The 26592-nt window shown below is 68.1% G+C and carries 26 protein-coding genes and 5 pseudogenes; 16 read left to right on the top strand and 15 right to left on the bottom strand.

Features of this window, described 5'->3' with window-relative positions; all coding sequences use genetic code 11:
- Positions 1 to 769 precede the first annotated feature (769 nt).
- On the bottom strand, positions 770 to 1759 hold the full coding sequence (locus NON19_RS22595; protein ID WP_255930723.1) for a helix-turn-helix transcriptional regulator: 990 nt from the start codon (positions 1757 to 1759) through the stop codon (positions 770 to 772).
- A 93-nt stretch (positions 1760 to 1852) separates the two neighbouring features.
- Here NON19_RS22595 and NON19_RS22590 point away from each other — a divergent pair, with 93 nt between their 5' ends.
- Complete coding sequence (locus NON19_RS22590; RefSeq protein ID WP_255930722.1) at positions 1853 to 2251, top strand: VOC family protein; 399 nt, start codon at positions 1853 to 1855, stop codon at positions 2249 to 2251.
- A 307-nt stretch (positions 2252 to 2558) separates the two neighbouring features.
- On the opposite strand, the gene NON19_RS22585 is transcribed toward NON19_RS22590, so the two are convergent.
- A complete protein-coding gene (locus NON19_RS22585) occupies positions 2559 to 3398 on the bottom strand; it encodes an SDR family oxidoreductase (protein ID WP_255930720.1) in 840 nt (279 codons plus the stop codon).
- A gap of 92 nt (positions 3399 to 3490) precedes the next feature.
- Here NON19_RS22585 and NON19_RS22580 point away from each other — a divergent pair, with 92 nt between their 5' ends.
- Entirely contained in the window at positions 3491 to 3862 is a 372-nt protein-coding gene (locus NON19_RS22580) for a winged helix-turn-helix transcriptional regulator (RefSeq protein ID WP_255930718.1), read from the top strand.
- A 279-nt stretch (positions 3863 to 4141) separates the two neighbouring features.
- Here NON19_RS22580 and NON19_RS22575 read toward each other — a convergent pair whose 3' ends face one another.
- On the bottom strand, positions 4142 to 4348 hold the full coding sequence (locus NON19_RS22575) for a hypothetical protein (RefSeq protein ID WP_255930716.1): 207 nt from the start codon (positions 4346 to 4348) through the stop codon (positions 4142 to 4144).
- Between the two features lie 41 nt (positions 4349 to 4389).
- Here NON19_RS22575 and NON19_RS22570 point away from each other — a divergent pair, with 41 nt between their 5' ends.
- The 3 genes from NON19_RS22570 (at position 4390) to NON19_RS22560 (ending at position 6410) form a co-directional block, all read left to right on the top strand.
- Positions 4390 to 4842 (top strand): ester cyclase, encoded by a 453-nt coding sequence (locus tag NON19_RS22570; protein ID WP_308213718.1) that lies wholly within the window; start codon positions 4390 to 4392, stop codon positions 4840 to 4842.
- Positions 4843 to 4928: 86 nt separating this feature from the next.
- Positions 4929 to 5219 (top strand): hypothetical protein, encoded by a 291-nt coding sequence (locus tag NON19_RS22565; protein WP_255930714.1) that lies wholly within the window; start codon positions 4929 to 4931, stop codon positions 5217 to 5219.
- A gap of 54 nt (positions 5220 to 5273) precedes the next feature.
- The gene (locus tag NON19_RS22560; protein ID WP_255930713.1) at positions 5274 to 6410 is read left to right on the top strand and encodes a pentapeptide repeat-containing protein; all 1137 of its coding nucleotides are present in this window, start codon (positions 5274 to 5276) and stop codon (positions 6408 to 6410) included.
- 40 nt (positions 6411 to 6450) lie between these two features.
- On the opposite strand, the pseudogene NON19_RS22555 reads toward NON19_RS22560, so the two are convergent.
- Both NON19_RS22555 and NON19_RS22550 read right to left on the bottom strand, forming a co-directional pair.
- A pseudogene (locus tag NON19_RS22555) lies at positions 6451 to 6741 on the bottom strand (IS630 family transposase); the annotation flags it as partial.
- Between the two features lie 307 nt (positions 6742 to 7048).
- Entirely contained in the window at positions 7049 to 7702 is a 654-nt protein-coding gene (locus NON19_RS22550) for an MBL fold metallo-hydrolase (protein ID WP_255930711.1), read from the bottom strand.
- Positions 7703 to 7742: 40 nt separating this feature from the next.
- Between NON19_RS22550 and NON19_RS22545 the strand changes: the two genes are divergently transcribed.
- Positions 7743 to 8204 (top strand): MarR family winged helix-turn-helix transcriptional regulator, encoded by a 462-nt coding sequence (locus tag NON19_RS22545; RefSeq protein WP_255930709.1) that lies wholly within the window; start codon positions 7743 to 7745, stop codon positions 8202 to 8204.
- Between the two features lie 408 nt (positions 8205 to 8612).
- Positions 8613 to 8944: pseudogene (locus tag NON19_RS22540) on the top strand (transposase); the annotation flags it as partial.
- A 1164-nt stretch (positions 8945 to 10108) separates the two neighbouring features.
- On the opposite strand, the gene NON19_RS22535 reads toward NON19_RS22540, so the two are convergent.
- Complete coding sequence (locus NON19_RS22535; protein WP_255930708.1) at positions 10109 to 10306, bottom strand: hypothetical protein; 198 nt, start codon at positions 10304 to 10306, stop codon at positions 10109 to 10111.
- A 976-nt stretch (positions 10307 to 11282) separates the two neighbouring features.
- Between NON19_RS22535 and NON19_RS22530 the strand changes: the two genes are divergently transcribed.
- Positions 11283 to 12311, top strand: a complete 1029-nt coding sequence (locus NON19_RS22530) for a hypothetical protein (RefSeq protein WP_255930707.1) — start codon at positions 11283 to 11285, stop codon at positions 12309 to 12311.
- 415 nt (positions 12312 to 12726) lie between these two features.
- On the opposite strand, the gene NON19_RS22525 is transcribed toward NON19_RS22530, so the two are convergent.
- Both NON19_RS22525 and NON19_RS22520 read right to left on the bottom strand, forming a co-directional pair.
- Positions 12727 to 12894, bottom strand: a complete 168-nt coding sequence (locus NON19_RS22525; protein ID WP_255930706.1) for an MOSC domain-containing protein — start codon at positions 12892 to 12894, stop codon at positions 12727 to 12729.
- Positions 12895 to 13016: 122 nt separating this feature from the next.
- Entirely contained in the window at positions 13017 to 13496 is a 480-nt protein-coding gene (locus NON19_RS22520; protein WP_255930705.1) for a ricin-type beta-trefoil lectin domain protein, read from the bottom strand.
- 429 nt (positions 13497 to 13925) lie between these two features.
- Between NON19_RS22520 and NON19_RS22515 the strand changes: the two are divergent.
- Both NON19_RS22515 and NON19_RS33760 read left to right on the top strand, forming a co-directional pair.
- A pseudogene (locus NON19_RS22515) lies at positions 13926 to 14429 on the top strand (DUF6000 family protein); the annotation flags it as partial.
- Positions 14430 to 14676: 247 nt separating this feature from the next.
- On the top strand, positions 14677 to 14805 hold the full coding sequence (locus NON19_RS33760; RefSeq protein WP_372514236.1) for a hypothetical protein: 129 nt from the start codon (positions 14677 to 14679) through the stop codon (positions 14803 to 14805).
- Positions 14806 to 15554: 749 nt separating this feature from the next.
- Here NON19_RS33760 and NON19_RS22510 read toward each other — a convergent pair.
- Positions 15555 to 16148, bottom strand: coding sequence for a TetR/AcrR family transcriptional regulator (locus NON19_RS22510; protein ID WP_255930704.1), 594 nt, complete (start codon positions 16146 to 16148; stop codon positions 15555 to 15557).
- 83 nt (positions 16149 to 16231) lie between these two features.
- On the opposite strand from NON19_RS22510, the gene NON19_RS22505 reads away from it, so the two are divergent.
- The gene (locus tag NON19_RS22505) at positions 16232 to 16657 is read left to right on the top strand and encodes a nuclear transport factor 2 family protein (RefSeq protein WP_255930703.1); all 426 of its coding nucleotides are present in this window, start codon (positions 16232 to 16234) and stop codon (positions 16655 to 16657) included.
- Complete coding sequence (locus NON19_RS22500) at positions 16654 to 17493, top strand: NmrA family NAD(P)-binding protein (protein WP_255930702.1); 840 nt, start codon at positions 16654 to 16656, stop codon at positions 17491 to 17493. Before NON19_RS22505 ends, NON19_RS22500 begins: the two co-directional genes overlap by 4 nt.
- A gap of 1662 nt (positions 17494 to 19155) precedes the next feature.
- Here NON19_RS22500 and NON19_RS22495 read toward each other — a convergent pair.
- Positions 19156 to 19371: a tautomerase family protein gene (locus NON19_RS22495; RefSeq protein WP_152773282.1), complete on the bottom strand. Its 216-nt coding sequence runs from the start codon at positions 19369 to 19371 to the stop codon at positions 19156 to 19158.
- A gap of 145 nt (positions 19372 to 19516) precedes the next feature.
- Positions 19517 to 19963, bottom strand: a pseudogene (locus tag NON19_RS22490) (SDR family NAD(P)-dependent oxidoreductase); the annotation flags it as partial.
- A 184-nt stretch (positions 19964 to 20147) separates the two neighbouring features.
- Between NON19_RS22490 and NON19_RS22485 the strand changes: the two are divergent.
- Complete coding sequence (locus NON19_RS22485; RefSeq protein ID WP_255930701.1) at positions 20148 to 21002, top strand: MmyB family transcriptional regulator; 855 nt, start codon at positions 20148 to 20150, stop codon at positions 21000 to 21002.
- 163 nt (positions 21003 to 21165) lie between these two features.
- On the opposite strand, the gene NON19_RS22480 is transcribed toward NON19_RS22485, so the two are convergent.
- Positions 21166 to 21897 (bottom strand): TetR family transcriptional regulator, encoded by a 732-nt coding sequence (locus NON19_RS22480; RefSeq protein WP_255930700.1) that lies wholly within the window; start codon positions 21895 to 21897, stop codon positions 21166 to 21168.
- Positions 21898 to 22003: 106 nt separating this feature from the next.
- Between NON19_RS22480 and NON19_RS22475 the strand changes: the two genes are divergently transcribed.
- On the top strand, positions 22004 to 22483 hold the full coding sequence (locus NON19_RS22475; protein WP_255930699.1) for an SRPBCC family protein: 480 nt from the start codon (positions 22004 to 22006) through the stop codon (positions 22481 to 22483).
- 439 nt (positions 22484 to 22922) lie between these two features.
- On the opposite strand, the pseudogene NON19_RS22470 reads toward NON19_RS22475, so the two are convergent.
- A pseudogene (locus NON19_RS22470) lies at positions 22923 to 23232 on the bottom strand (FtsX-like permease family protein); the annotation flags it as partial.
- A 118-nt stretch (positions 23233 to 23350) separates the two neighbouring features.
- Entirely contained in the window at positions 23351 to 24295 is a 945-nt protein-coding gene (locus tag NON19_RS22465; protein ID WP_255930698.1) for a LysR family transcriptional regulator, read from the bottom strand.
- 127 nt (positions 24296 to 24422) lie between these two features.
- On the opposite strand from NON19_RS22465, the gene NON19_RS22460 reads away from it, so the two are divergent.
- The gene (locus tag NON19_RS22460) at positions 24423 to 25223 is read left to right on the top strand and encodes an inositol monophosphatase family protein (protein WP_255930765.1); all 801 of its coding nucleotides are present in this window, start codon (positions 24423 to 24425) and stop codon (positions 25221 to 25223) included.
- A 58-nt stretch (positions 25224 to 25281) separates the two neighbouring features.
- Positions 25282 to 25929 carry an NADPH-dependent F420 reductase gene (locus tag NON19_RS22455; protein WP_255930697.1) on the top strand — a complete coding sequence of 216 codons (648 nt, stop codon included), beginning with the start codon at positions 25282 to 25284 and terminating at the stop codon, positions 25927 to 25929.
- A gap of 565 nt (positions 25930 to 26494) precedes the next feature.
- Here the strand turns inward: NON19_RS22455 and NON19_RS22450 are convergent.
- Positions 26495 to 26575, bottom strand: coding sequence for a DALR anticodon-binding domain-containing protein (locus NON19_RS22450; RefSeq protein ID WP_255930763.1), 81 nt, complete (start codon positions 26573 to 26575; stop codon positions 26495 to 26497).
- Positions 26576 to 26592: the final 17 nt, after the last annotated feature.

Raw genomic sequence — 26592 nt, 5'->3', positions numbered from 1 at the left:
TGTGGGGCCGAGTCTCAACGCCTGCATCTCGCTCCTTCACTACGACAACCAGAGGCTTCACATTGGTCACCTATGCTGCCACGCTCGACGTCCCGCTCCACGTCGGAAAGTTCCTGGCCCGGCTCCTGGCCACCCACCGGCGCCGCCTGGGCACCCCGAAGGGCTCGAGAGCGCTCAGCCCGTTCCGCGCCAGATGACTGCGGAACGGAACGCGGCGCCAAAAATCCGCTGACGCGTCGAGACGGTCCAGCATGCGCTGGAGGACGCGGCTCATCACGCCCTGTTCGTTGTGGAAGACTGCGCCCCGCGATCAACGTGCTGCCATCGGTTACCTGGCAATGGACGACCGTCCCCAGCGGCAGACGGTGAACCAGCTGTGACGCCACCTCCGTTGAAGCGAACGGTGCGCGGCGTTCGCGACGGCGCGTCTTGGCCAGCCGGTGGCGGCGACCGCGCCGCGCACCGCATGGCTGACACCAATGCCAGCCGAAACGCACTCGGCGATCTCCAGGAGCATCCTTGGCAGTTCCTCGCTCGTAGCGTGGCGCTAAGACGCCCTCGCCCCACATACGCACGCCACAGCGTGACTCTTAACAGGAATCGGCAGTCCCCCCCCCTTAACGCACCTGATCGGGAGAGGAGTTATGAACAGGTTCCGGTAACCACCGCTTCCGCAACGAGAGATCGGTCAAACGATCCCCGGTCCACAGGCGGCGGACATGTGGGTTCGCCGCCTGCTGTGCCGTCTCATGACACTGGTTCCTCGCTGTCAGGCTTGGCGGGCGTAGGACGTGAGGCGATCGGCGAGCGCGATGACGAGGTCGCGGAGTTCATCGGGGCGCTCGATGACGAACGGCCGGTCGAGTGCGGCGAGTACCGGGGGCAACCAGTCGAGCCGTTCCGCCCGTAGCTCGACGCGCAGCCAGCGCTCGGCCGCCGGGTCCTGGGCGGGCGCAGGCTGGTGCTCTTCCAGGCTCGCGACGCTGGCGGGGAGGTGCGCGCGAATCTGCTCAACTGTCCCGTGGATCCGCAAGGTCACCTCATGCCGGTACTCGGCCGTGGCGAATCCTGACAACACGCGCTGTGCTGGAGCGGGACCCGGGGGCGCTTCGAATGAGCCGGGCAGGGTCCGCGCGTCTGCGATGCGATCGAGCCGGAAGGTTCGGTCCTCGCCGAGCTGGGCGTCCTTGCCCGTGACGTACCACCGGCCCGCATGGGCGACGATCCCGTACGCCTGCAGTGTGCGTTCGCTGCGCCGTCCGTCGCGGTCGGTGTAGCGGATCGAGACGGGTCGGCGGTGACGCACCGCATCGGCGATGGTGAGCAGGACCCCAGCGTCCGGGTGGTCCAACTCGCCGGGCTGATCCGTGAAGGCGAGGGCTTCCAGGAGTGTGTCGAGCCGGCGGGCGATGTGCTTGGGCAGTACCCGCCTGATCTTCGCCGACGCCGTCTCACTTGCCGTGCGCTCCGTCGTCGTCAGCCCTGCCCGGCGGCCCGTAACCAGGCCGAGCAGCACGGCCAGCGCCTCGTCGTCGCTGAGCATGAGCGGAGGCAAGCGGTACCCGGGAGCCAGCCGGTACCCGCCGTAGCGGCCGCGCACCGACTCCACGGGCACGTCCAGGTCGATCAGCTGGTCCACATACCGCCGCACAGTGCGCCCTTCGACGCCGAGACGGTCGGCGAGTTCCGCCACCGTCCGGGTGCCGCCGGACTGCAGCAGCTCCAGGAGCGTCAGCACGCGGCCGGTGGGTCGAGGCATGTCCGCAGCCTAGCGCGGGATACAGGACCGATTCTGTCCACTATTTCTCCTAGCCTGCGACGTGCACCCTCCAGCACAGCCAAGGAGATTCCCATGGACTTCGTCTCGATCCGCATCATCACCAGCGACGTCGCACGCCTCGTCGACTTCTACGAGCGAGCCACAGGGGCGCGGGCGACGTGGGCCACCGAGGACTTCGCCGAACTCAAGACCGCGGGCGCAACCCTCGCGATCGCCAGCGCCCGCACCGTCCCGCTGTTCGCCCCGGGCTCTGCCCGCCCGGCAGACAACCACAGCGTGATCACCGAGTTCCTCGTCGACGACGTGGACCGCGTTCACCAGAACCTGACCGGCTTCGTCACCGACTTCGTCAACAAGCCCACCACGATGCCCTGGGGCAACCGGTCGCTGCTGTTCCGAGACCCCGACGGCAACCTCGTCAACTTCTTCACCCCCGTCACTCCGGAGGCCATCGAAAAGTTCGCACGCTGACGCCACGCGCACAGCCGCTCCCGCGGGAGCCTTAAGCCCCCAGGGCACATCGGAACGCACCCGTGCTGCGACCGGCTCGGGACGGCTCACGTGTCTCCCTTCACGACGTGCGGGCGAGTGCCAAGCTACGGCGGTGGCCCCCGACAGGCGCCCGGGGCCACCGACGGTGGTGCGGGTGTCAGGCGATCACCTAGAACGAACACGCCATCTCTGCTGGCGAGTTGCGCCGACAGTGGCTGGCCCCCCTTAGACGGTTCAGCAGTGAATCGCCGAGCACGAAGAGCAGTTCCGGCGGCACTGAGCAGTCTCAGCGGAACGCGGCGAGATTGCGGGCGGCCCAGTCGGCGAAGGAGCGCGGGGCGCGGCCGAGGACCCGCTGGACGTCCGGGCTGATGCGCAACTCTGCCGGGCTCGGGGAACCGAGGATGTCCAGAGTGTCGTCGGCGAGTTCCGCCGGCATGCTCCGGGTCATGGCGGCCTTGGCCTCGTCGCGGGTGAGTTCGTGAAACCTCACCGGCGAACCCAGCGCAGCGGCGATGGCCTCCGTCTGCTGGCGCGGAGTGATCACCTCCGGGCCAGTCAGCTCGTACACGCCGCCAATGTGCCGGTCATCCAGCAAGCAGGCCGCCGCGACCGCGGCGATGTCCGCCGGGTCGATGATCGGCACCCCCACGTCGCCGAAGGGCGCGGCGACGACCTGTTGCGCGCGGACGGACTCGGCCCACCACAGGGCGTTGGAGGCGAAGCCGCCCGGCCGCAGGATGACCCACTCCAGGCCGGACTCCCGAAGCATGTCCTCCAACGCACGCATCGCGATCCGCGTTGGGCCGAAGGGCCTGGTCACCACGCCCAGCGTGGAGAGCAGGACGACCCGGCGGACCCCGCTGACCGCAGCCTCGCTGACGATGTCGGCAGGGTTGGCTCCAGTGGCGTGCAGGCCGCCCGACAGCAGCAGGAACAACGCCTTCGCCCCGGCCAGCGCGGGCTTGAGGCTGGCCGGTTTAGCCAGGTCGGCCGCCACGTGGCGGACGCCTTTCGGCACCGCCGCCGTGTGCCGTGACACCGCCGTCACCTGCTGACCCGCCTCGACCAACGCCTGCGTCAACGGTCGGCCGATATTCCCGGTAGCCCCGGTCACCGCAATCACGATCAGCTCCTTGTCAGATGTCCTCTGGGGACTTCACGCTAGGAGCGTGGACTAACTTTCGGTAAGGACATACCTTTAGGTAAGCTCATGGCATGGCGGGAGGCGTGCAGCACAGACAGGCCGAGGCGGGGCAGCGGTATGACGTGTTTCACACCGACTGCCCCGCGCGCGATGTGGTCGACCATGTGACCAGCAGGTGGGGCATCTGGGTGCTGATCTCCTTGCGGAGCAACGACCTTCGGTTCTACGAGCTGCGCGAGAGCATCCAGGGCATCAGCGAGAAGATGCTCGCCCAGACCTTGCGCGCACTGGTCCACGACGGCCTGGTCTGGCGGGAGGTCGAGCCGACGACGCCGCCCCAGGTCACCTATGGGCTGACCGAGTTCGGCCGGGACGTCGGCGAGCCGCTGACGGAGCTGTTCGACCGGATCACACGGCGGCTGTCGCCGCGCAGCGCGGGATAGAGCGGCAGCAACTGGTGCACATCCGCGACGCGATGGACGACCTGCTGAGCCAGATCTTCGGCCTGACCCAATAGCGCCCTCTGGCCGCTATGAATGAGACCGAAGAACCGATCCGCCGCTTACAGCGCCGATCCGTTCTTCGGGGACGGTAGCAAGGGACTCGCGAAACTTGGGCCGCAGGGGGCGGGGACGGCCAGGTTCTCGACGGCCAGGTTCTCTTGGGTCTTCTGGCTCAGAAACTCGACCGTCAGTCGTGCGTGCAAACCGTGACGCGTGGGCTTACGTTCGGGCGCGAACTTCCGCTCCGTGGGCGTCGCTCATCTTGTGGCGGGTTTCCGGTGCCTGGGGTGCGTGCCAGGGCTGGATGAGGTACTCCTCGACCGGGTCGTCGTCGACGTCGAGGCCGATGACTTCGGCGCCCTGGTCGGGGCCGCTAGCGCGGACGCGCAGGCGATAGCAGCCGGGACCCGCGGCGGAGACATGCATCTCCTCCGGTTCGTCTTCGATAGCACCGCCCAGGCGTCCTACTGCCCTGCCCGTCCCCACCGAGCCATCGCCCTCGGCACTATCCACCCTTCACAAGGAACACCCATAACCAGTACCGAAGACCTAGCCCGACGCTTCTATCAAGCATTCGACACCGTCGATCCCGCGCTGCACGACGAGGTCCTGGTCCCCTGCCGAACTCCCCAGCCGCCCGTCCCCGGCAACCCAGGCAGCGCCGACGGCCAAAAGCAGTTCATCCGCATGCTCCACGAAGGTATTCGAGGGCCTGCGCTACCAGGTCGAGGAAGTCGTCGTCGCAGGAGACTCGCCGCCGTACGGGGCCGCTTGACGGGCCGCCAGGTCGCGAGTTCCTGGGCGTGGCCCCCACCGGCCGTCGGATCGAGATGGTGACCGTGGAGTTCCACCGCGTTGAGGACGGCCGCATCACCGCCACCTGGCACCTGGAGGACTTCTTCGGCGCACACCTGCGATGACCGCGCCGCAAGCCCCATAGCACCAGCCCCGCCCACCAGAGGGCCCATCCGTCGCCAGCGTCTACCGGGCCCTCGCCGAGCACGCCGTGCTGGAGATCGTGATGGCCGTCTGCCGGAGCTTCGCTGTTCGCCGCGAACCGGTGGGCAAGCCGATCACGGCCGCCCTCATTCTGGCCGACGGCCCGGGCGGGGGCGCGTCCGGTCCGCAGATGATGTGGTCAAGTAGCCGGATCCAACGCAGCACGGAGGCTCGGGGAGGCCGCGCACCGCGCGGCAGCGGCAGCATGTACGGCGCCGTATCGCCGAAAGCCGCAGCACGGGAGGCGGTGGGCGGACTCGCCGAGTTCGAGTGCTATCCCTCGCCAGATGGCGGCTAGTGCTGTGACCGCGTGGGTTGACCGGGTTCAGCTCTGCCCTAAGATCCAATATCTATGGGGGCATCCGTTCGTGGCCGCTCGCGTCCGACTCGCACCGTTGCCGTCGCGACGGCCGCACTGGGCCTGTTCGCCGTGCTGGGCGTTGTGCTCCTGATTCTTCCGGGGCTGATGGTCGACCACGATCTCGCTGGTGGCCACATCGCCGCCGCGGAGCGGTTGAACGCGGTGAACAACGTGCGCGGCACGTTGCTGCAAGCCATGGGCGGCGCGGTCGTGCTGTTCGGTGCCTACGCGACATGGCGCCAGGTGCGCGTCAGCCAGGACGGTTTGAACGCGACCCGGGAGGGACAGGTCACCGATCGCTTCAGCCGGGCCGTGGACCAACTCGGCAGCGACAAGCTGGACGTACGGATCGGGGGCATCTACGCGCTGTGGCGGATCGCCGACCATTCCGTCCGCGATCATGAGGCGGTCGTCTCCATCATGGCGGCGTATCTTCGTACGCACCTGCCCTGGCCGCCGCGGGAGCCGGGCTCCCCGGCGACGGACGTGTCGATCAATTCGGTGCGGCCGTTGGAGACCCGCGCCGCGGATGCTCAGACGGCGCTGACGTGTCTCGGGGTCCTGCGCCAGGAACCACGCCCGGACTGGCTGAACGTCAGCATGACCGACCTGCGAAGAGCTGACTGCGACGGGCTGTGGCTGCAAGGAGTCAACCTCGACGGCGCGTGCCTGGAGGCGGCAAGTGTCTACCAGGTCAACTTGAGCAAGGCGTCACTGATAGCCGCCAACCTGCGTCATGCCGAACTCGGAACCTCGATCCTCCGCCAGGTCCGCTGCATCGAAGCGGACCTGCGCGGCGCGCGCCTGGTCAAGGCCGATGTGCGGGAGGCGGACTTCTCGCGTGCGGACCTGCGGGAGGCGAACCTGCGCAAGGCACGCGCTCATGACGCCGTGTTCGCCGGTGCGGACCTGCGGTTGGCCGACCTTCGAGGCTGCGACCTCAGCGGCGCAGACTTGAGGCAGGCGAATCTGGAGGGGGCACTGGCGAGCGACCTCACGGTCTGGCCGACCGGGTTCGACCTTCGGTCGGCCGGAGTCGTCGTCACCGCAGACCCTGGCGCCGAACCGGACAATCTGCTGCCGGCCGCCGCGATCACAAGGCAGGCCCCGCCTCTGCAGTCTGCCTGACGCCCGGCCCTGTATTTTCGTCGAATTGAGATTTGAGCGGTCAGGCCACCGAGCAGAGACGCTGTCCGCTCCAGCGGACACCCTTCTCGCTGCGGATACGCGCGCGTTCTCGGCGTTGTGCGGCGAGAACGTCGGCGTGGCGAGCGTTGGCGTTGCGCCAGCGCAGGTAACGATGCAGCGCCTGAGTCTGCGCTGGGTGGCTGCGATGGTTCGAGTTCGCCAGGGTGAACTGCCGCAGCGGCCTGAAGTGCGCCTCGATCGGGCTGGCTCAGGGGGCCTAGGTCGGGGTGAAGCACAGTTTGACTTTTTTCTTGTTCGCCCAGGGTCGGATGTCTGACCGTGCCACCACAACTCCAGCGGTCGGAACGGACGTCACCGCCATCCAATCGCTCGAACCAGCAACCCGGTGAACTTGCGCGGTCACAGCACTAGTTGGAACAGACGTTCGCTGTCGTGGCGGTAGCCAGAACCGCTGAAGGGTCTTGCCCGCGCCCTCCCACCCACGGCGAGGACTTTACGAGCCCGACAGGGGAAGGCGAAGCCGCGCCGCATGCAGGCGCGCCCTCTCCCCTGCTGCCTCCCGGGCCGAGGTATCTCCCTCCGCCTCGGCCCGGTCGCTGTCAGATCCGTGGAACCGCCTAGCTCGAGGCGCCCCCGGCTCCGGACAGGCCCACTGTGTCGCCTGCGGACCAGGTGCGGACGGCCGGGCCGTGCGGTCCGCCGACCAAGCCGGTCAGGATCTGAGTGTGGGCACTCAGCGCCGGGGGGCTCAGCACCGCGTCGTGAACGAGGAAGACCTCGCCGGGTCCGACCTCCCTGACGTAGTCGACGACCTCGGCCAGTTTCACCCACGGCGCACCGGCCGGCGCGAAGAGCGTGCGCACCTCCTCCTCCGGGACGGTGAGCGCGTCGCCCGGGTGGAAGACTCCGTCGACCAGGAAGCCGACGTTGTCGAACTCGGCGAAGTCGCGGTGGATGGTGGCGTGCTTTTCCCCGTACACGTGGAATTCCAGTGGGCCGACGTCGAACGCGTCACCGTGCCGGACGGTATGGACGCGCCCGCCGAGGTCAGCGAGGTGGCGGGCGACCGCCGGGTTGGTCCAAATGTCGATGTCGCCGCCAGCCTCCCGCAGCCGGTCGGGGACGAAGTGGTCTACGTGCTCATGTGTGACGAGCACCGCGTCGGCTCCCTCCAGTGCGTCCGGATCGCTGAAACAGCCGGGGTCGATGACGACGGTGCAGCCCTGGTGCTGCAGCCGTACGCAGGAGTGCCCCAGTGAGGTGATCTGCATGACTGGTCTCCCCTCCATTTATACAGCCAGACTGTACAGCATGGCTGTATGTCTGTTCTGCGGGTACGGTGATGCCGTGAACGAGCAGGAGATCGCGAGCGACCTGCGAGCCGTCGTCGGAAACCTGGTGCGGCGCGCACGGGCCACCGATGCCATGCCGCAGGCGCAGGCCGCGGTGCTGGGCTTCCTCGACCGCGAAGGGCCCATGACCACCAGCGAGCTGGCGGCCCGGCAGCAGATCCGCCACCAGTCGGCTGCGCGGGTCGTCAGCCAACTCGTGGAACGAGGCCTCGTCCGCCAAAAGCCCCACCCGGACGACAGGCGCAAAGTCCTCGTCATGCTGACCGATCCGGGCCTGCAGGCACTCCAGGCACGTCGCGGCCGCCGAGCCGACTGGCTCGCCGAAGCCATCAGGGCAGAGCTGTCCCCCGCCGAACAGCAACAGCTCGCGCAGTCCGTCGCCCTCCTCAACCGGCTGGCCCGGCACAGCGATCGCAGCTGACCGTCCCCTGTCTCCAGCCGGAGCACCTCAAAGGGGTAGTACGCGCCGAAAGAACAACGGAGCAGCCCATGGCCTGCGGTGATGCCGGGCTACGTGGGTCCCTTGCTTGGAGGCGTTCTGGCCTCTAGCTTCTTGCCGTCCGAAGCGACGCGCCCCATCTTGACCATGTCGAGCTACTGCGCGAGATGCAAGGACCGTCCCGCAAGGGGAGACCATCAGATCCGTGCACTCTGGAGAACTGGTCGCCCGTCTCATCGGTGTCTGTTCTGTCAACTCAACGCCCGCGCTTCCGACTGGTATGCGTGATCGGATGGGCTGTTCCAGGTCGGGCCGGTCGAGCCGAAGCGGCAGCAGGCACGCCCTGCGGCGTTGAGTAGGCGGTTCAGGGCGTTCTACCCGCACTAGGTCCTGCTGCCGCCGCCGTCGCTGGATGGCTGGCTGCCCGAGGACCACCTGGCCCGGTTTGTCGCGGAGCTGGTCGACCAGACCCTTGACCTCGCGCCGATCCTGGCCGACTACCGGGGGAAGCGCGGCTACCCGCCCTACGACCCCAGGTTGATGGTGCGCCTGCTGATCTACGGCTACACCACTGGCGTGCGTTCCTCCCGGGCGATCGAGCGCAGGTGCGTCGACGACGTCGCGTTCGGGTTCCTGGCCACCGACCAGGCCCCCGACTTCCGCTCGATCACCGCTTCCGCCGCTGCCATCCCGACGCGCTCGTCGGCCTGTTCCCGCAGTCCCACGCTTGCGCTTGACCTGCGCCAGGGCGTACTTGTGCTCAGCCTCGTCCTGAGAGGGTAGACCGGTCGAAGTCGGCGGTGTACTGCTCGGACCGCTGCCGGGCGCGGGCCTGCCGCCAGCGGCAGGCGTCATGGAACCCTGTTGCGGAAACGCCGTAGCGCAAACCCTCCCGCACCTCACCAACACTGCGGTTCCCGCGGGGGTGGGGGCGGGCGTACCCGTCCCAGTCGAACAGCACGGTCGGTACGTGGTTGGCCCCTGTCAGGCGCTGTACAGGCCGGTGAGAGCGACGCTGATCGTGGCCAGGGAGTTCGCTGAGACACCGATGGCGGTCAGCAGTACGCCGGTGGCCAGGATGACCGTGAAGACGATCAAGTCCATGCGACGACGGGAGGAAGAGCGCGTCGGAAGGTCCTTCACGCGATTGCGGCGAATGGATGGAGACCATAGTGAGCGGATGATCCGATTGTCCGTCGGGGCTGTCGCGCGTCTATGCAGGCCAGGCAGCAGGTGATCGGGGACAGGCCGCGCAGACGGGGACAGGGTCACGGGGAGGGGGCCGGGATGCCGGAGGACAGAGCGGGTCGGCGGCGGCCGGGAGCGCGGTCAGCGCCGCTGGATGGACAGACACCGGAAGCGAAGAGCTGACCGCGTGGTTGCGGGAGCTGACGGCCCCTTGACCCTGCGCGAGCTGGAGGCCCGGTTCCGGTTCGGGCGGAACCAGTGGCAAGGACGCGAGCTGTTGGACGCCGCAGAGCAGGCATCGATCGCCCGCCACGTGGCCGCCGCCCCGGCTCCGTCCGCCGCACCCGAAGTAGCTCAGCTCCACCTGCGGCTCGATGAGTCCTGTACGGGCCAGGTGCAAGCCCAGCAGACGCTGGTGGAAGTGCAGCTCCGCCTCGATGCAGGCCCGTCAAGGCCAGGTACAGGCCCAGCAGACGCTCTTGGGCCTCACCCAGCTCATCCACGTCTTCCTCAGCATGATCGCCGACCTGCAGCAGCGGTGCACTCACCTGGAAAGGGAACGTGACCACGCACGCTCCGAACTGCGCGAAGCGGACGTCACAGCGATCCAGCGGCAGCTGAGCGACCACAAGCGACAACTGACCGAAGACGAGGCCCGCCTGGAGTGCGCCCGGCGAGAGCGGGAGGAAGCCGAAGAACTACGCATCGTCGCCCAGCAGAAGGCCGAAGAACACCGCCAGGCCTGGGAGGCGCTCCTCCGCCAACAAGATCACCCCGACCCTCGGCAGCCCGGCACGCACCCGACCGGCACTGGATCGGCCGGGTCGGCGCCGCTCACGCAACTGTGGGAGTACGACCGCGTTCTGGAAGAGGCAGACGCCCAACTCGACGCGCACCGCGGCCGGATGACCGCCGTACGCGAGCAGATCGGAATCGCGCCCCCTGCTACGCCCGAGGGGCCGCAGACTATCGCCGACGAGGTTGTCCGCACTCCGTCCGCGGACACCGCGACCACCGCGGACAAGCCCGTAACCAGCACAAACGACTCTGCCGATAGCGCCGGACGGACCAGCCCCGCCGCCGGGCGCTGCCGAGGCCGCCGGGAGCGTCGGCGGGATGGTTCTTGGCCGCCTCCTTGGCGGCCCGCAGCGCGACCCGGGACAGGTCGACACCGCAGAGGTACGGCGCACGCGCTACACGCTCCGTCTGTAGGGGCACGCTGCGTCATCCGGCGGAGGGCCCACCTGTCCGTCAGGGCCTTGTTGGCGTTGGCCACCGCTCACGGCTGCCAGGACCCCCGGGCGAGCGGGTGAGGATCAAGACGGCATGCTCGGTGACTCTCAAGACCGCCCACGGGACGGTTGGTGTCGTGGGCGGCACTGCCAGCGCAGGCCCGGAACGGACGCGTCTGGGGTTCGCGCCAGCGTGACCTGCCCCTCGTGACGGACGTTGAAGGATGCGACGTCTTCGCACGCGCTGGTGGCGCCATCGCGGAGCCGCTCCGCTTCTTCCGCGTCGTACTCCCGTGCCGCTGCGCTCGGACAGTTGGCGAAGTCCTTCTGCGGCTCTTGGGAAATCAGCGAAACTTACCGGCGAGTTCAGAGCAACCAATGTGGGGACAGCTTCCGTCCCTGTGGTTAACAGAGGGCTCACAGGCCCTCGCAGCCGCCGGACTTCACACACACGAAGTCCGGGCCATTCTTCGAAGAACTCCAGGCGGCAATGCAGCGCTGGGCCTTGGACACCCTCTGCCGCACTGCCGTCATTCGCACATCCCTGTCAGGGATTTTGCCACCGATTCCGGTGGCCACACCACATCCGCGAGTACCTGCGTCGGCTATGCCGGTCGGCGCCTCACTGAAGGGTATTGCCATGTCTGCACCACTCACACATGTCACGGGAAGCCGACGCGGGGCCGGTTGGGTAGCCGGGACAGCTGCCTGTGCGGTTCTCACCGCCATCTCGCTGGTCGGCTCCCAGGCCCCCGCCTTCGCCGATGCCGGCCAGAACGCCAGCGTCGACCCTTCCACGTATGGGAACAACCAAGACGTCGTCAACGCAATGGCCAAGTTTGCGCCGGTCAACGCCTCGGAGAGCGTGATGGGCTACCCCACCGGGCTGGACCGGGACAACAACGGCAACGTCAAGCCCGCCGCCCTGGCCGACGTCAAGTCCACGTACGACCCTGGCCAGGCGGTCCAAGACGCACAGAACGCGGCACGGCAGTACGAGGCGGACACCAAGAACCCCAAGGCACTGCGGGACAGCGCTGGTCATCTGGTCGACGGATGGCCGGGTGGCAAGAAGCCCAACAACGATGTCCGCCAGAACACGAACGACGACGTGCTTTCCTGGAGCGGCGGCCAAAAGGCCGAGCAGTACTGCGGCATGGCCAACAAGGATCCGAAGAGTCCGTCTTACGGACAGACCGCGCCGTGCGTCTTCGTCGGCAAGCTCGACGAGAACGGCAAGTACCCCGTGAAGGGATCCAGCGATGGTGTGGCGGGAGAAGCGAAGCTCACCTACAAGGTCTCGGCTTCCGTCACCAATGAGAAGAGCGTGACGGAAGGGTGGTCCGCAGGCGGCAAGATCACACCCAAGATCGGCGACGGGAAGAGCGAGATCCAGGGAGAGGCCAGCTTCAGCTACAGCTACGCAACCACCTCAACCAACAGGGTCCAAAACACGCTCGAGACATCCGTCGAAATCAACATCCCCAAGGGGCAGAAGGGTTACCTGGAAGGCCGGGCCAACGGCGCGTACTACGTCGGCTACATCGTGCTCCGCGACATCGACAGCGGCAACCAGGAGCACTTGGTGGCTATTCCCGCACGCGTCTATGTCCAGTCGGCGAAGACCACCAGCCCCCTCACGTGGTTCAAGCGGCTCACACCCGCGTAAGACACCTCGGCGCGGGCGCTGGCATAGCCCGCCAAGCCACCACTGAGGCGGCTATGCCGGCGCCCGCGGCTGCACGTCACAGCCGAGCGCGCCCGCACGTAAACACACGTGGCGCCCTCTGCATGGCTGCTGACGGTCAGGTTGCCGTGGACCAGTTGCGCAGGGCCCCCCTGACGCCTGCGGCGAATGCCCCACCTTTGCGAGTGCGGCTTGTGCTGGCGCTCCTACCGCCAGGCCGAAAGGCCGGACGGCTGGGTCCGTGGCCCTTCACACGTGGCCGACAGACGGGTGGCGCGGCCGGGCGACGACGACTTCGGTCATGCCCCGGACCGGTGTAGCATCCAATTCACCAGCAAATTCAGGCAAGTTCGTCCAGGGACCGGACGTCGATATCGAGGTCGCCGACCAGGGGCCCTTAGGTATCACGAATCGCCCGTAATGTGACCGAGTCGCCAATGCGTACCGTCCCGGGTTCCAGGACGTCCAGGTAGACGCCGAGGCAAAAGATGTTCATGGCTAAGGTGCTGTCCGGGTCGGCGTAGATGTTGACGAAGTCGACGGCTCCGTCGCCGGTGACGTCCATCGGCAGCAGCGTGCCGCCCCGGTCGATTCCGGTCGTGTCCAGGCTGGCTGCCTGCCCGAGTCCGGCAGGCGCGTACCTCGATGAGACGGCGGGCGAGGTTTAGTTCGACGCGCTGCCGAGGGCTACGCGGGCAGGTGCCATATTCCGCCGGGGGTTGGAATACAGCGCCAGATGTACAGCTGGATGCCGTAGCCGTTGCTGGACAGGCAGAGCCCGGACTGGGGGTTCATCAGCATGTTGCCCGCGCGTACCGCCCAGTGTTGGGCTCCGGTGCCGTTGCAGTCGTAGAGCTGCACCGCGGTGTTCGGTCTGGTGCCGCCGCCGTAGACGTCCATGCACTTGCCGAGGGCTCGTAGGGTGCCGTCCGTGCCGACCGTCCACTGCTGGGCCGCGGTGCCGTTGCAGCGGTACTGCTGGATCGGGGTGCCGTTGGCGGTGTTGGCACCGGCGACGTCCACGCACCACCCCCCGACGCCGGTGATGCGGCCGGTAACCGACGGCGCGGCCGGAGCGTTGTGGATGGTTCGGCCCGAGGGCACCTGTGCGGCCTGGGCCGCCGCCGGGGCGGTCAGGAGCACGGTCGAGGCCAGCAGCGAGGTCATGAGAGCAGCAGGGCGGTGTTTCACAGGAGTGAGCCTTTCCGTTGTTCCGTCAACAGCCCGTGGGTCACTGGGCTTTTCTGTGTCGACTCACGATCGGTGTTGGTCGCCCCGATGGGTAGCCGGAAACCGGCCGGGTGTCCCGGGGGCGCACCGGCTGAATGACCGGGCACCCGGCTTGGGAGTGGCGGTGCTTGAACTCAGCCGCGGGGCCAAAACTGGAGGCGTGCTCCTTGACTTCGAAGGCGTCGGTACGAGTTCACCCGGCTTCACCCTCCAAGCACAGGCCCATCCCCTGGACGACCCATTCACGCGCGGACTGCGTGAGGTCTACGACGACCTCGACCACCAGCGGCAAGCCGCCCTCACAACCCTCGCCAGCCTCGACGCGGCAGAGGCCCCTGAGCTGGAACGAATCACAGCAGAAGGAACCAAGCCAGTGGACGGGAGATCGGGCGGGCCTCGGCCGAGGCCACACCACAAGAGCTGAGCGTCCTGCTGGAAGGCGGGGGGCGTGAACGCAAGACAGCGGCCTGGTTGATCGCCGTGTCCCGCAGGACGGAGTTCCGCAGCCGAATCGGTGAACTGCTGCTCGCGAGCGAAGGGCCATACGCTGGGGCGGCATACTGCGCCAGCCTCGCCACCTTCGCCACCGAGGCCGACGTCAAGCTGCTCGACTCCTACCTGGAGCGGTACCTGCGAAGGTCCGACCTGTTCTACGACCAGGCCTTCGCGTTGGGCGCGCTGCTGCCCCTCGACCGGGCGTTAGGCAGCGAGCACCCGGCACGGTTCCTCGCGCCGGACGGCCTGTGGCAGCAGTGGCTTGCTGGTCCGCCTGTCAAGTCGCCAGATTTGCCAGCCTATTGCCATCTCGTGGATAGCATGTGCGCCTTCGCTCGGAGTGCCGCCGTGGCAGGGACTGGCAAGTCCAAGTAGCGCTGTGCCCGGACTGGCGGGCCGGGCGGAGTAGCCGCAATCGGCCGGGTGCCGATCGGGTGGAGTGGTGTCGGGAGGACTGGGGCGCGTCGGGTGGCGGCCGCGCGCCCGACTGGGACACGTCTACTCGGGGGCTGGCTGAGACTCAGCCTGGTCCTTCGGGGGCTGTGCGTGGAGGTCGATGCGGACCTCGCGGCAGCCGCCCATGCCCGCCTGGACGCCGCAGACCCGGGCATGAAGATGGGTCGTGGGTGATGGTGCCACGGGCTCGCAGGCAGCTCGCTACGACCGTTTCATCGCCACCTACGCGGTCGCCACCGTGCCATGGGCGTGGATTACTCAGATCCGGCTAAGCGGTCGACTGGTCTTCCGCTAGGGCCGGTTGGCCCGATACCGGCTGGATGCAGAGGCTGGTGTAGTTCAAGCCAGCCCGCGGCACCGCCCACGGCCGGGACGGAGTGAGGTCCGCGGCAGCAGTCCCGCCGACCGCAAGCGGCCGTTCAACCGCGACCTTCAGCCGTTGCACATTCATCCGCGCCTGAAGGCGTTGCGCGTCGAGCTATTCGCCTTGCTTTCGAGAGTCCTGTTTTGTCACTGAAGGAGCCTTTGGATAGAGAGGATTGTGGTCGCAGCTAGGTAGTGCTGGGGTCCGCTTTCTGCGGGTGTAACACCTGATGGCGGGACGGATTCGGGTGCTCGGGGCGGGTGCTTGCCGGTGCCGTTGCGAGCAGGGCAGCCGTGATGCGGAGGAGGGAGCTGTGCTGCGTCGGTTGGCGCGGGTGCGGAAGGCACCGCTGGATGCGGCGTTGGCGCTCAGATGCTCGAGTTGAGTTGGGAGGGCTGGTGGATTCCGGCGATCGCGGTCGAGTTGAGCTGAAGCGAGAAGACGGCGCGATAGCGGTTGCACCTTCAACCGCTCAGGCCTGGACGGTCTGGAAGATCTGGGCGGGATAGGGCCGCAAACCACGGATCACCGAGGCCTAGCGGTCAAGAATCATCCGTCTGGTCAAGCGGACGCCGTCGGAGCGGCTGACCGTGTGAGCAGATGCGGAGTTGGTCGCCGCGGACGAGACGGGCTGCGCCGGAGTGGACGCTCGGCAGCATCCTCGATCCGTCCTCGGCGGCCTATGCCTGTAGTGGGCCCAAGCCCAGAACTCTGGTGGCGAAGTTCGCCAATTGCGCCCGCATCCTTTCGCGCGGCACACGCTCTCCTCCGGTCAGGTGCTCGACGAGGTCGGCTCGGGTGGCGGCGAGCAGGGCGTGGGCGGTGAAGTCGGTGTCGGTCAGGCCGGGGATCTGCTCCAGCATGGCTTGGAGGAGGCCGTGCCACTGCTCGTAATGCTCCGCCTGATAAGGGCTGCCGCTTCCGCTTTCCTCCAAGGCCAGCGCGAGGCGCCGGTTGTCGAGTTTGAAGCATAGGACGGCGTCGAGCAGGGCGGGCACGCGATCCTGCGGTGGGGTCGCGGGTCCCAGTGGCGGTGGGCCCGCTTCGACGGCCTGCCTGATCGGTTCGAGCCGTGCCTCGTACAGCGCGCGGAGCAGCCCGGCGCGATCACCGAAGGCCCGGAAGAGCGTGCCCTTACCGACGCCAGCCGCTGAAGCGACGTCAGCCATGGTGACCTCCGCGGGACTTTCACAGCGAGCGAAGAGGGCGTCGGCGGCCGCGAGCACGGCTTCCCGGTTACGGGCCGCGTCCTTGCGGGACTTGCGCTCAGTCATGCTCTCCTCCAGTTGCGAACCGGACCCTTGGTCCGTATCGTCAAACCGGACCCAGGGTCCGATTCTAAAGCTGGAGGATACTCATGTCCGCACCGACTTCTGCGGTGGATCTGTTCCGCCACAGCCTGCGACTGCTCCTGGACAAGAACATTGCCGCGTGGGTCGCCCTGTGGGCTGAGGACGGCCTCATGGAGTTCCCCTTCGCCCCCGAGGGCTGGCCCCAGCGCCTGGAGGGCAAGGAAGCCGTCGCCGCCTATATGCACCACTACCCGGACCACATCGATCTGCACGATTTCCCCGCCCTGACAATCCATCAGACCACCGATCCGGAGACCATCGTTGTCGAGATGCGGGGCGTTGGCCGCCTGGTGGAGACCGACGCTCCCTTCGACATGACCTACATCGCCGTCGTGACCGTACGAGACGGGCATATCACCTCCTACCGCGACTACTGGAACCCCCTCGCCGTCCTCGAGCCCGGCACCGACTTCACCGGGAGCAGCCGATGACTGCCACAGGCACCACTTTGGTCATCGGCGCCACTGGCACCACGGGCAGCCGCACCGCCGCGCAGCTGACGGCCGCTGGCCACCACGTGAAAGCCGCCAGCCGTCAGGCCAACCCGGTCGCCGGCGCCGAGCCGGTCCCCTTCGACTGGTACGACCCCGCCACCCACGCCGCCGCCCTCGACGGAGTCGACCGCGTCTACCTCATCCCACCCCTGGGCGACTTCGATCCCGCGGCGGTCATGCTGCCGTTCCTCCGTCAGGCCCGCACCGCAGGCGTGCAGCGCGCGGTGCTGCTGAGCTCCTCGGCCATCCCCGAGGGCGGCCCGGCGGTGGGAGCGGTGCACCAGCTTCTTCCCGGTCTCTTCGACCAGTGGGCGGTACTGCGACCCTCGTGGTTCATGCAGAACTTCACCGGTACGCACGCACACGCCGTGAGCATCCGTGCAGACGGCATCATCTGGACCGCCACCGGGAGCGGCCGGGTCGGCTTCGTCGACGCCGAGGACATCGCGGCCGTGGCCGTCCGCGCTCTGACCGACGAGCAAGCCCCCAACACCGATCTCGTCCTCACCGGACCCGAGGCGCTCAGTCACGACGACATCGCCACGATCATCACCGAGGTCACCAGTCGGCCCGTGGTCCACCGCCGTTTGTCCTACGAGCAGATGCGCGATCGCCTCACGGCGGAGATCCCGGCGGAGTTCGCCGCGATGCTGGCCGACATGGACCGTGCCATCGCCGGAGGGGCGGAGGACCGCGTCACCGACACCGTCCACCGTCTCACCGGTCGACCCCCGCGGACCTTCCGCGCCGTGGTGGAAAGGGAGATGCGTTGAAGCAACTGGTCGTCCCGGACGATCAGCAGTTCTGGTTCGAGACCTCGCGCAACCCCGGCCTGGCCGTCTACGGCAGCTCGGACGTCGGCGAAGTCGGCGCGAGGGCCTCACCAGTCACCTCCGGCCACTACGACGGCTGGCACGACGCCTGGCACGACGCCTGGCTGTCCACCGCCGGTCACCTAGAGGCCGACGCCCGCGCAAGCCATCCCGTCAGCGCACAGGACAGGACTCACTGCGTGCTTCCACCTCCTACCGGGCGGCCGAGTTCTTCCTGCACGGCGAGCCCGACGACCCGCGCGTCGCCACGCCAACGAGCGTGGTGTCCCTGCTTTCGTGATGCCATCGCCCACATCCCCCGGGATCACGCCGGTGGAAATCCCGTACGAAGACACCGTGTTGCACGGCTACTTCTACCGGGCGGCGGGCGATGGCTCGAAGCTGACGCTGGTGATGCGCAGCCGGATTCGACGACGCCGCCGAAGAGTTGCACTTCTTCGGCGCCGTCGGCGGACAGGAACGCGGCTACCCCGTCCTGACCTTCGACGACCCCGGCCAGCCCGGGGCCATCCACCGGGGCGGGCTGACCTTCCGGCCGTACTGGGAGAACGTGGTCGGCCGCGTGGCCGGACTTACTCACCCGGCAGCCGGGCGTCGACCCGGCCCGCATCGCACTGCTCGGCGTCAGTCTTGACGGCTACCTGGCGCCTCGCGCGGCGAGCCTATGAGCGGCGACCGGCAGCTGTCATCGTCCTCGACGGTGTCTTCGACGCCGCCTGCGCCCTGACCGCACGCCTACCGCTGCCGCACAACGAGGTGATCCGGCGCGCGGCAGCCGAGGATGACGGGGAACTGGACCAAATCATCGCAGACGCCCGTGCGCAGAGCCCGGCCCCGCGTTGGGCCTGCGAGCATGGCCGCTACGTCACGGGAACCTCGACCGACCGGGCGTTCCCGGCCGAGTACGCCCGTTACAACTCAGGCGACGGAAGCGCGGAGAAGATCACTTCTCCCCGTCCTGGTGTGCGAGGCGGCCGCCGCCGTGTTCAACTCCTGCGCCCAGCAGTCGGATCCGCGCAAGCCGTACCGGCGCCTGAAAGCACCGGAGACAGCCCTTGGCCGCGGGTCATAGGTGGTGACTCCTGGCCGAACCGCTTTCGGCCCTGCGGGCCTGTGGCCAGCCGGGCTCGCCGTCGTCCGTCTCGCCGTCGTCCGTCTCGTCGTCGCAGTGCGGGTCGCGGAGCGGCCGCGGTCCCGGAGCCGACGGCCGGGTGAAGGCGTCGCGGCCAGGAAGTTGATGTGGTCGTACTGGAGCGGAGGCAGAGAGCGCCGAGAAATCAGCTCATCGGTGAGCAGGCCAGGTGTTCAAGCACGCGGTTGAGGGCCACAGTTGCGTTCCAGGGTGAGGCTGGCGGTAGCTCCGCCTGGTTGGAGCAGGCCCAGATCACCGGCCAGCAACCACTGTGCAGCCTGACTCGCCGCCTCCGTCAGGACATGGACGCCCTCACCGGGCCGCCACCCGGTCGGCCCGATCGTGGTCGACGGCGGTACCGCCATCGACCACGATGGTGTCAAGGCCGAACGCCGAGGAACATCAGCCTTGGTTTGGGCTGGGGCGGCCCCGGCGACCGCTTGACCCCAGCCGTGGATCACCCCAAGACGTCAGTCTTCGGTGGGCTGTTGGAGCATGGCCAGGGTCAGCACGTTGCCGCCGATGCCCCAACCGCCGTCCACGACCTCCTCGACCAGGACCATGGTGTTGGCCCGGGCGCGTTCGCCGTAGATCTCGACGTACAGCTCGGTGGTACGGGTGACGATCGTCTCCTTCTGCTTCTCGTCGAGGCTTCCGGCAGGGACCTTGAAGTTCGCGAACGGCATCGTGGTTCTCTTTCGGTATGTGGTTACGGGAAGCTGCCTGCGGTCAGCAGGTCGTCCAGCCCGACGCGGCGAAGAACTCGGCGCGGACGCCAGCAGCGAGCGCGAAGAGGACTTCACCGCTGCCGGGGCTGGGGTCTGTGGGGGGGGCTCCACCGTTGCGGATCTTGCGCGCGGCCTGCTGGGTGACGACGAAGGTCCCGCGGATGTTGGTGCGGTGGAGCGCGTCCAGCTCCGCCAGGTCCAGTTCGGCGATGGGCGCCCACAAAGCCCGCCCGGCGGCATGGACGACGACGTCGACGCCCCCGAACTCTGCCTCCGCGGTGGCGAACAGCGCGGAGATCTGTTGCTCGTCGGCGACGTCGGTCTGGACGGCGATCGCCCTGCCGCCGGCGGCGATGGCCTCCTCGACGACCGCCTCGGCCCGTCCGCGGTGGCCCGCGTAGCCGATCAGGACGGCGAATCGGTCGGCCGCGAGCCGACTCACCGTCTCCCGGCCGATCCCGCGTGAGCCGCCCGTGACGTTGGCGACGCGAGGTCGGTCCGCGCGGGGTTCGGACGTGGCGTAGCGGTCCGCGGTTTCCTGGGCAGACATGAACACTCCTGCTAGAGGTGCCAAGGCGATGCCACGGCGGATGGATCGTGGCCAGGGGGCGCCGGTGCGGTGCCCCGCTCGTGGCTCCAGAGTGATTCGGTGTGCCCGCACCAGCTAGGGCTGTCCCCACCCAGGGGTTGCCATCCCCTGGCTTGCGTCCACCGGTGCGCGCGACGATAGGGACGTGAACCATTCCGCACTTGCCGCGTTCCTAAAGTCCCGACGCGACCGCATCCGCCCGTCGGACGTCGGCCTGCCCACCGGCCCGCGGCGCCGGGTGCCCGGTCTGCGGCGCGAGGAGGTCGCCCACCTGGCCGGGCTGTCCGCGGACTACTACACCGAGTTGGAACGCGGGCGTGGCGCCCAGCCCTCGGCCCAGGTCTTGGCCGCGCTGGCCCGGGCGCTGCGGCTGAATGGCGACGAACGCGACCACTTGTTCCACCTCGCCGACCGGCCCCTCCCTGCGGCGGCACACGGCCCCACCTCACATGTCCAGCCCGGTCTGCTCGGCCTGCTGGACCAGCTCACCGCCACCCCTGCCCAAGTCATCACCGACCTGCACGAAACCCTCGTCCAAAATCCGCTGGCCGCCGCACTCATCGGCCGCCCCCCGGCGCTGCACGGTCCTGAGGCAAGCTTCGTCTACCGCTGGTTCACCGACCCCAAGGCCCGGAGCCTGTATCCGCCCGAGGACCACCCCCACCACTCCCGGGTCTTCGTTGCCGACCTCCAGGCAGTCGCCGCCCGGCGCGGCAGCGACAGGCAGGTGAGCCAGATGGTGGCCATGCTGCGCGGACACAGCCGGGAGTTCGCCACCCTCTGGGACACCCACGACGTCGCCCTGCGGCGAGCCGACCACAAACGCATCGTCCATCCCGCCCTGGGCGTCATCGAGTTGGACTGCCACAGCCTGTTCAGCGAGGACGGACGCCAGCGCCTGCTGTGGTTCAGTGCCCCACCCGGCACCGAGGGCGCGGCTCAGCTGAGGCTGCTCTCCGTCATCGGCACGCAAGACATGACATCCTCGACGCTCGCGTGAGGGGCACGGGAAGACGACTGGCCTGCCGCCGGCTTCGCCTCTCTCGAGGATTCCCAGAGATGGCCGTGTTCGCTCCCACCCTCGCGGGTGGGGAGGTGGCTGAGCGTGTCAACGAGTCGGCGGGCATTGAGTCGGTCAACGAGTCGGCAGGCATTGCTCTTGCTCAAAGTGCCTTGCGGGCATGGGTATCCGGCGGTTCCCCCAGGGCCTTGAACGAGGCCAGACCAGCCTCGATGAGCTTGGCTGCACGGCGGACGTCGGCGGTCACCGCCTTGTGCACCTGCTGAGGCGTGCGAACGCTCTCCAGATGCTTTCCCAGGCTCCGGAACTGGATGGGCCACAGCCCGAGCAGAGCCGTTGCCGCGATCTGCGGCTCTGGATCATCCGGGCTCATCCCGGTGCGCTGCGCCAGCGCCTCGGCTGCGACGCCGATGAGACGGTCGGTCATGTCGCGGTGATAGGCGCGCAGCGACGGCGTGGACCGGATCAGCTCGCGGAAGCGCCTGATCATGGCGGCGGCCTGGACCGGGTCCTCCTGTGCGCCGATCCACGACGTCATGCCGTGCAACTCGTCGGACAGGATCCGCAGCACCGCGTCGACCGGACAGCGGCCAGGCACGGCCAAACCGGTGCGCAGGGCGGTCATCGTGGTCTCATCGAGGTCCAGGATGAGCGATTCCTTGCTGGGAAAGTAGTTGAAAACCGTCTTCTCCGAGACTCCGCACGCCTGAGCGATCTCCGCTACGCGAACGCCGTCGAAGCCGCGCTCCAGGAACATCTCGGTCGCTGTGTCCGACAGGCGTTGCCGCATCAGACGCTTCTTCCGCTCCCGCAATCCCTCGGCCGCCGGTTCCCCCGCCCGCCTGCGCCATCCCGTCCAGTCCACCGTGCTCACGCGTGACAGCGTAGTCCAGCCACCAGATCATTACTGCTACTGTATATTTTTAGTTGCTGTAATTTTCTCCGGTGAGACGTCCGCGCCCGACTGCCTTGGGAGCCCCATGAGCGCCATCCACATCGTCCACGACTATCCGCACTCCGCCACGAAGGTCTGGCGCGCCGTCACCGACCCAGCGCTCATTCCCCTGTGGACGGCGACCGGCGCGGGGGCACGACCGGAAGGATTCGCCACCACTGTCGGCACCGAGTTCCAGTTCATCGCGAAGCCGAAGCCGGGCTGGAGCGGCATCGTCGACTGCGTCGTGCTGGAAGTGGACGAGCCGCGACTGCTGCGCTACTCGTGGACCGACCACGGCGGCGGCGACACCACCGAGGTCGCCTACCGGATCGAGCCTCACGCCGCAGGAACGCGCTTCACCTACGACCATACGGGCTTCACAGGAACCGGCGGGTTCTTCATGGCCCAGATCCTGGGCCACGTCCGGCGCAAGATGCTGCGCGTCGGCTTGCCCGCGGTACTCAACGACCTCGATGAGGCCGGCAGGCTCCACCCCGACAGCAGTCTCAAGCACAAGCTCTGACGACTGCCGACCACAGGGCACCCAGGGGATGCTCCGAGACGCGCCGCGTCATAGCCCGCGCCAGTCGCCACACAGTATTGACCGACAACGTCCGCTCACCCGGATCAGCCTCGAAGCCCAGTCCGAGTACAACTGCTAACCCGGCAGCCGACTCCGCGAACGCCCCGCGGTGAGCGTGCTGTTCCCATGCGTGGCGGGCCACCGCCAACCCGGGTGGCCCGCCAGCCTCTCCCCCACGACTAACGCTCCCACCACCTGGAGGGGAACGGCCAACACGGGCCGAAAACACCCGGCGTACTTGGACCGCCAGCGTCAATACCCCTTCGTCGTTGCATCCACCGCCGCCTCCATCTGGCCTGGCCGCGCTGTGGCCGACCACCGGCCCTGACTGCCGCATCGGGGCCGCCGCCCCGCACGCCGCCCTCTACGGGACCACGACCTACTCCGCCTTGATGGCATTGAGCAGGTCGAGCCGTGCGGCGCGACGGGCGGGGACAGGGGGCGCGAGCACCCCACCAGGCCGGACAGCTCCACGAAGAGGGCCAGGCCTCCCCAGGGGAGGACGAGTTGCGGGAGACCGCCGAAAACGGAGATGGCCAGCGACTCCAGGCGCACCATGCGCTTGGCACCGTGCCGGTCCAGCCCGATGGCCCGCAGCATGCCGATTTCCGGTGCTCAGTCGACCACGGACATGGCCAGAGCGCGTTGATGATGCCGAGGACAGTCACGATCACGGCCATGGCGAACAGCCGTCGAGCATGCCCCGGCTGGTGAAAACGCGAGGCTAACCGGTGCTTTCTGCCAGGGGTAGGGATGTCCAGCTCAGGGCGATCACGGCTTGTCTTGTGCACTGTCTGGGGTTGGCAGTCAGTGCTCTGTACGCAAGGTGACGGTCTGTAGGGAGCCGGTCGGTGGTGCGAACAGTGCCTGCACGGTTTCGGTGGCCAGGTCGCGCAGCCAGGTATGGGCGCGGTCGCCGTCGTAGCGCTGGTGCCACAGCAAGTAGAGCGGGACGTCGGGCATCGGCAGTGGCAACGGCAGTGTGGTCAGGCGGAGTTGGTCCCGAGCCGCACGGGTGACCACCTCGGGAACGGTGACCACCAAGTCGGCGTCGAGGACGAGTTGCAGCGCGGTGGCGGTGGTGGGTACTGCGGCGACGACGCGGCGTTCGTGGCCGCGCGCGGTCAGGGCGTCGTCGACCGGGTCGCGCAGGCGCCCGCGCCGCGAAATGGTGAGGTGTTCAGCGGCCGCGTAGCGCTCGACGCTCAGCGGGCCTTCGGCGAGCGGGTGGCCAGGGCGGACGGCGACGACGAGCCGGTCGCGGCCGACGAGGCGGTGGCGGATGTCGGGGAGCGTAGGCCGACTGGAGCTGGATTCGAGGTCGACCTCACCCCGGCGCAACTCGGCGGTGTCCGTGCTGGGTTCGGCGAGCAGGCACAACTGGACGCCAGGGGCCTGGCGATGGACCGCGGCGATCAAGGCAGTTCCGCAAGCGGCGGTCAGAGCATCGTGCCAACGCACGGTGAACTCCCGCTCCAGCACCGCCAGATCGAGTTCCTGTTGTGCGGACAGCAGTTGGTGGGCCTGCTGCACCAGAGCATGGACTGAGGCGCGCATGGCCAGCGCGCGGGCGGTGGGAACCATGCTGCGGCCGGTGCGGACCAGGATCTGGTCACCGGTGACCTTGCGGATGCGGCCCAGGGAGCGGCTCATCGCCGGTGCGGTGACGTGCAGGCGGGCCGCGGCACCGGCGACACTGCCCTCTTCCAGCAACGCGTCTAGGGCCGTGAGCAGGTTCAAATCCAGTTGCATGAGAGTAACTCTACGAGTGAAAAGCATGCACTTGTTGTTATCTCTCAGGCTGCCTACCGTCGACGTGCGGGCGCGGCAAGCCGCCCCGCATTGACCGAACCCCAGGGAGCCGACCGTGAGCACAGCCATGCCCTTCGACACCGACCCAACGCTGATCTCCGACGTGACCGCCGCGGTGAAGACCGCGGGCCTCACGCTGCGCGACCGCTACACCCCGCACGCCCGAGGCGTAAGCCTGAGCGAGGTCATCGACGAGATCCACGCCAACGACGACGCCGTGCTGGACGTGCTGCGGGAACCACTGCTGCGGGCAAGGCGAGGATCGCAGTGGGCCGAGGACGAGCTGGCTGGCGGCGCGCTCCCACCCGGGGAATGGTGGGTCGTCGACCCCGCCGAGGGCAACATCAACCACGTCCACGCCATGCCGGACTGGGCTGTCACCGCCACCCTGGTCCGCGACAACCAGCCGGTCCTAACCGTCGTCCACCTGCCGCTGACCGGCGACACCTACACCGCCGTCGCCGACCGCGGCGCCCACCTCAACGACCGACCACTGAGGGTATCCGCCAAGACCGACTTGGGCGCCGCACTCGTCGGCACCGGCCAGGCCAAGCCCGGCGAGGACGAGCGCACCTTCCGACGGATCGGCGAGTCGGTCACCGCCATGCTCACGGGCGGCCTCGTCGTACGCGTGTCCGTTCCCGCCACGTTGCAACTCATCCATGTCGCCGCCGGACGCATGGACGCCTTCTGGCAGTTCTCCGACGTCCGTTCCGGCCTGGTCGCCGGTGCCCTGCTGGTCCGCGAGGCCGGAGGCACCGTCACCGACCTGGCGGGCAGGCCCTGGAGCACGGGCAGCCGCGACTTCCTGGCCGCCGCCCCCGGCATCCATGCCGCCGCCCTCAGCGTCCTCTCGCCGATCGCCTGACCGCGAAGCACTCCGCGTTCCCGCTCGCCCCACCAACACTCGCAAGGAGCATCACCTCATGACCAGCATCGGCATCCTGGGTACCGGCCGCGTCGGCGCAAATCTCGCCCGCAAGCTCGCCGCCACCGGACACCACGTCGTACTCGGCCGCCGCAACCCGAAGGAGCGGACCGCAGCTCCAGCCGAAAACGCAGATCCCCGCATCTCCTTCACCGACCAGCGCACCACCGCCCGCACCACAGACATCGTGATCAACGCGACGCCCGGCGACAGCGCCCTGGACCGCCTCACTGACCTACGCACCGAACTCGCCGGAAAAATCCTCATCGACGTCTCCAACGCCACCCGCGACACCGACGACGGCCTGCCCGGCGACCTGTGCTACCCCGGCAGCAGCCTCGCCGAACAACTCCAAGCCGCCCTCCCCGACACCCGTGTGGTCAAAACCCTCAACACCATGCTCTTCACAGTCATGACCCACCCCGAAACCCTCGCCACCCCACCGACCGTCTACCTCTCGGGCAACGACGAGCACGCGAAGAAAACCGTCACCGACCTCCTCGGCGACCTCGGTTGGCAACCCGCATGGATCGAAGACCTGGGCGACATCACCACAGCCCGCGCCACCGAGGCCATGATCCTGGTCGTTCCCCACCTGCTGCGCCGACACGGCTTCAAGCCCTTCGCCGTCTCCCTCGCCCGCTAACCCCACCAGAGCCAGCACCACGAAGCGGAAGCCAACCGCGAACCGCCATAGGGAAGCCGCCCACGACTCGCAACGCCCACCGAAACCGGGCAGGTGCCCGGCAGTCCCAGCCTGACCTCGGCCACCAGCAGGCACGCAACGATGCCTGGCGCAGCGGGAACTTGCCGACGCGGGTGGAAGCCCAAGTGCTCTGCCGTTACTTGGGGCTGTGGCGGGCGGTCCGTCCGCAGATGGTCCCGCCTGGTGCGTACCAGCCCGCCTTCTTCCGGACCGCCGGGCTCGGGTCCTGGACGCGTGATGCCTCCAAGGCGGTGATGGCGCGAGAGTCGCCGAGGGAAGCGCGCAGCGTCTCCTCGGGGCGTCACGTCACTGATTCCTGCCGTGGGATGATCTTGATCACGGCTGGCGTGATCACGGCGTCGGAAACGCTCTGGATCGCGCCGAGCTGCGCAGGCGGTTTCGTGAAGGACCCAGAGCATCAGCTAGATCGCAGCCCCCTCCTCCCCCGGGATGAAACACCGGGGGGAGTACCGCCTCTTAGCGGGGAGTGGGCAGCGGTCCGTACTCACATTCGCTCCGGTGCCGAGACTCCGAGCAGCCGCAGCCCATTGCGCAGCACCAGCGTGCTGGCTTCCGTCAACCACAGCCGGGCACAGGTGAGGT

The organism is Streptantibioticus rubrisoli, assembly GCF_024436055.1.
Lineage (GTDB): Bacteria > Actinomycetota > Actinomycetes > Streptomycetales > Streptomycetaceae > Streptantibioticus_A > Streptantibioticus_A rubrisoli.
Note: the sequence above shows the minus strand (reverse complement) of the source record. Positions and strands in the feature narration are given on the sequence as shown.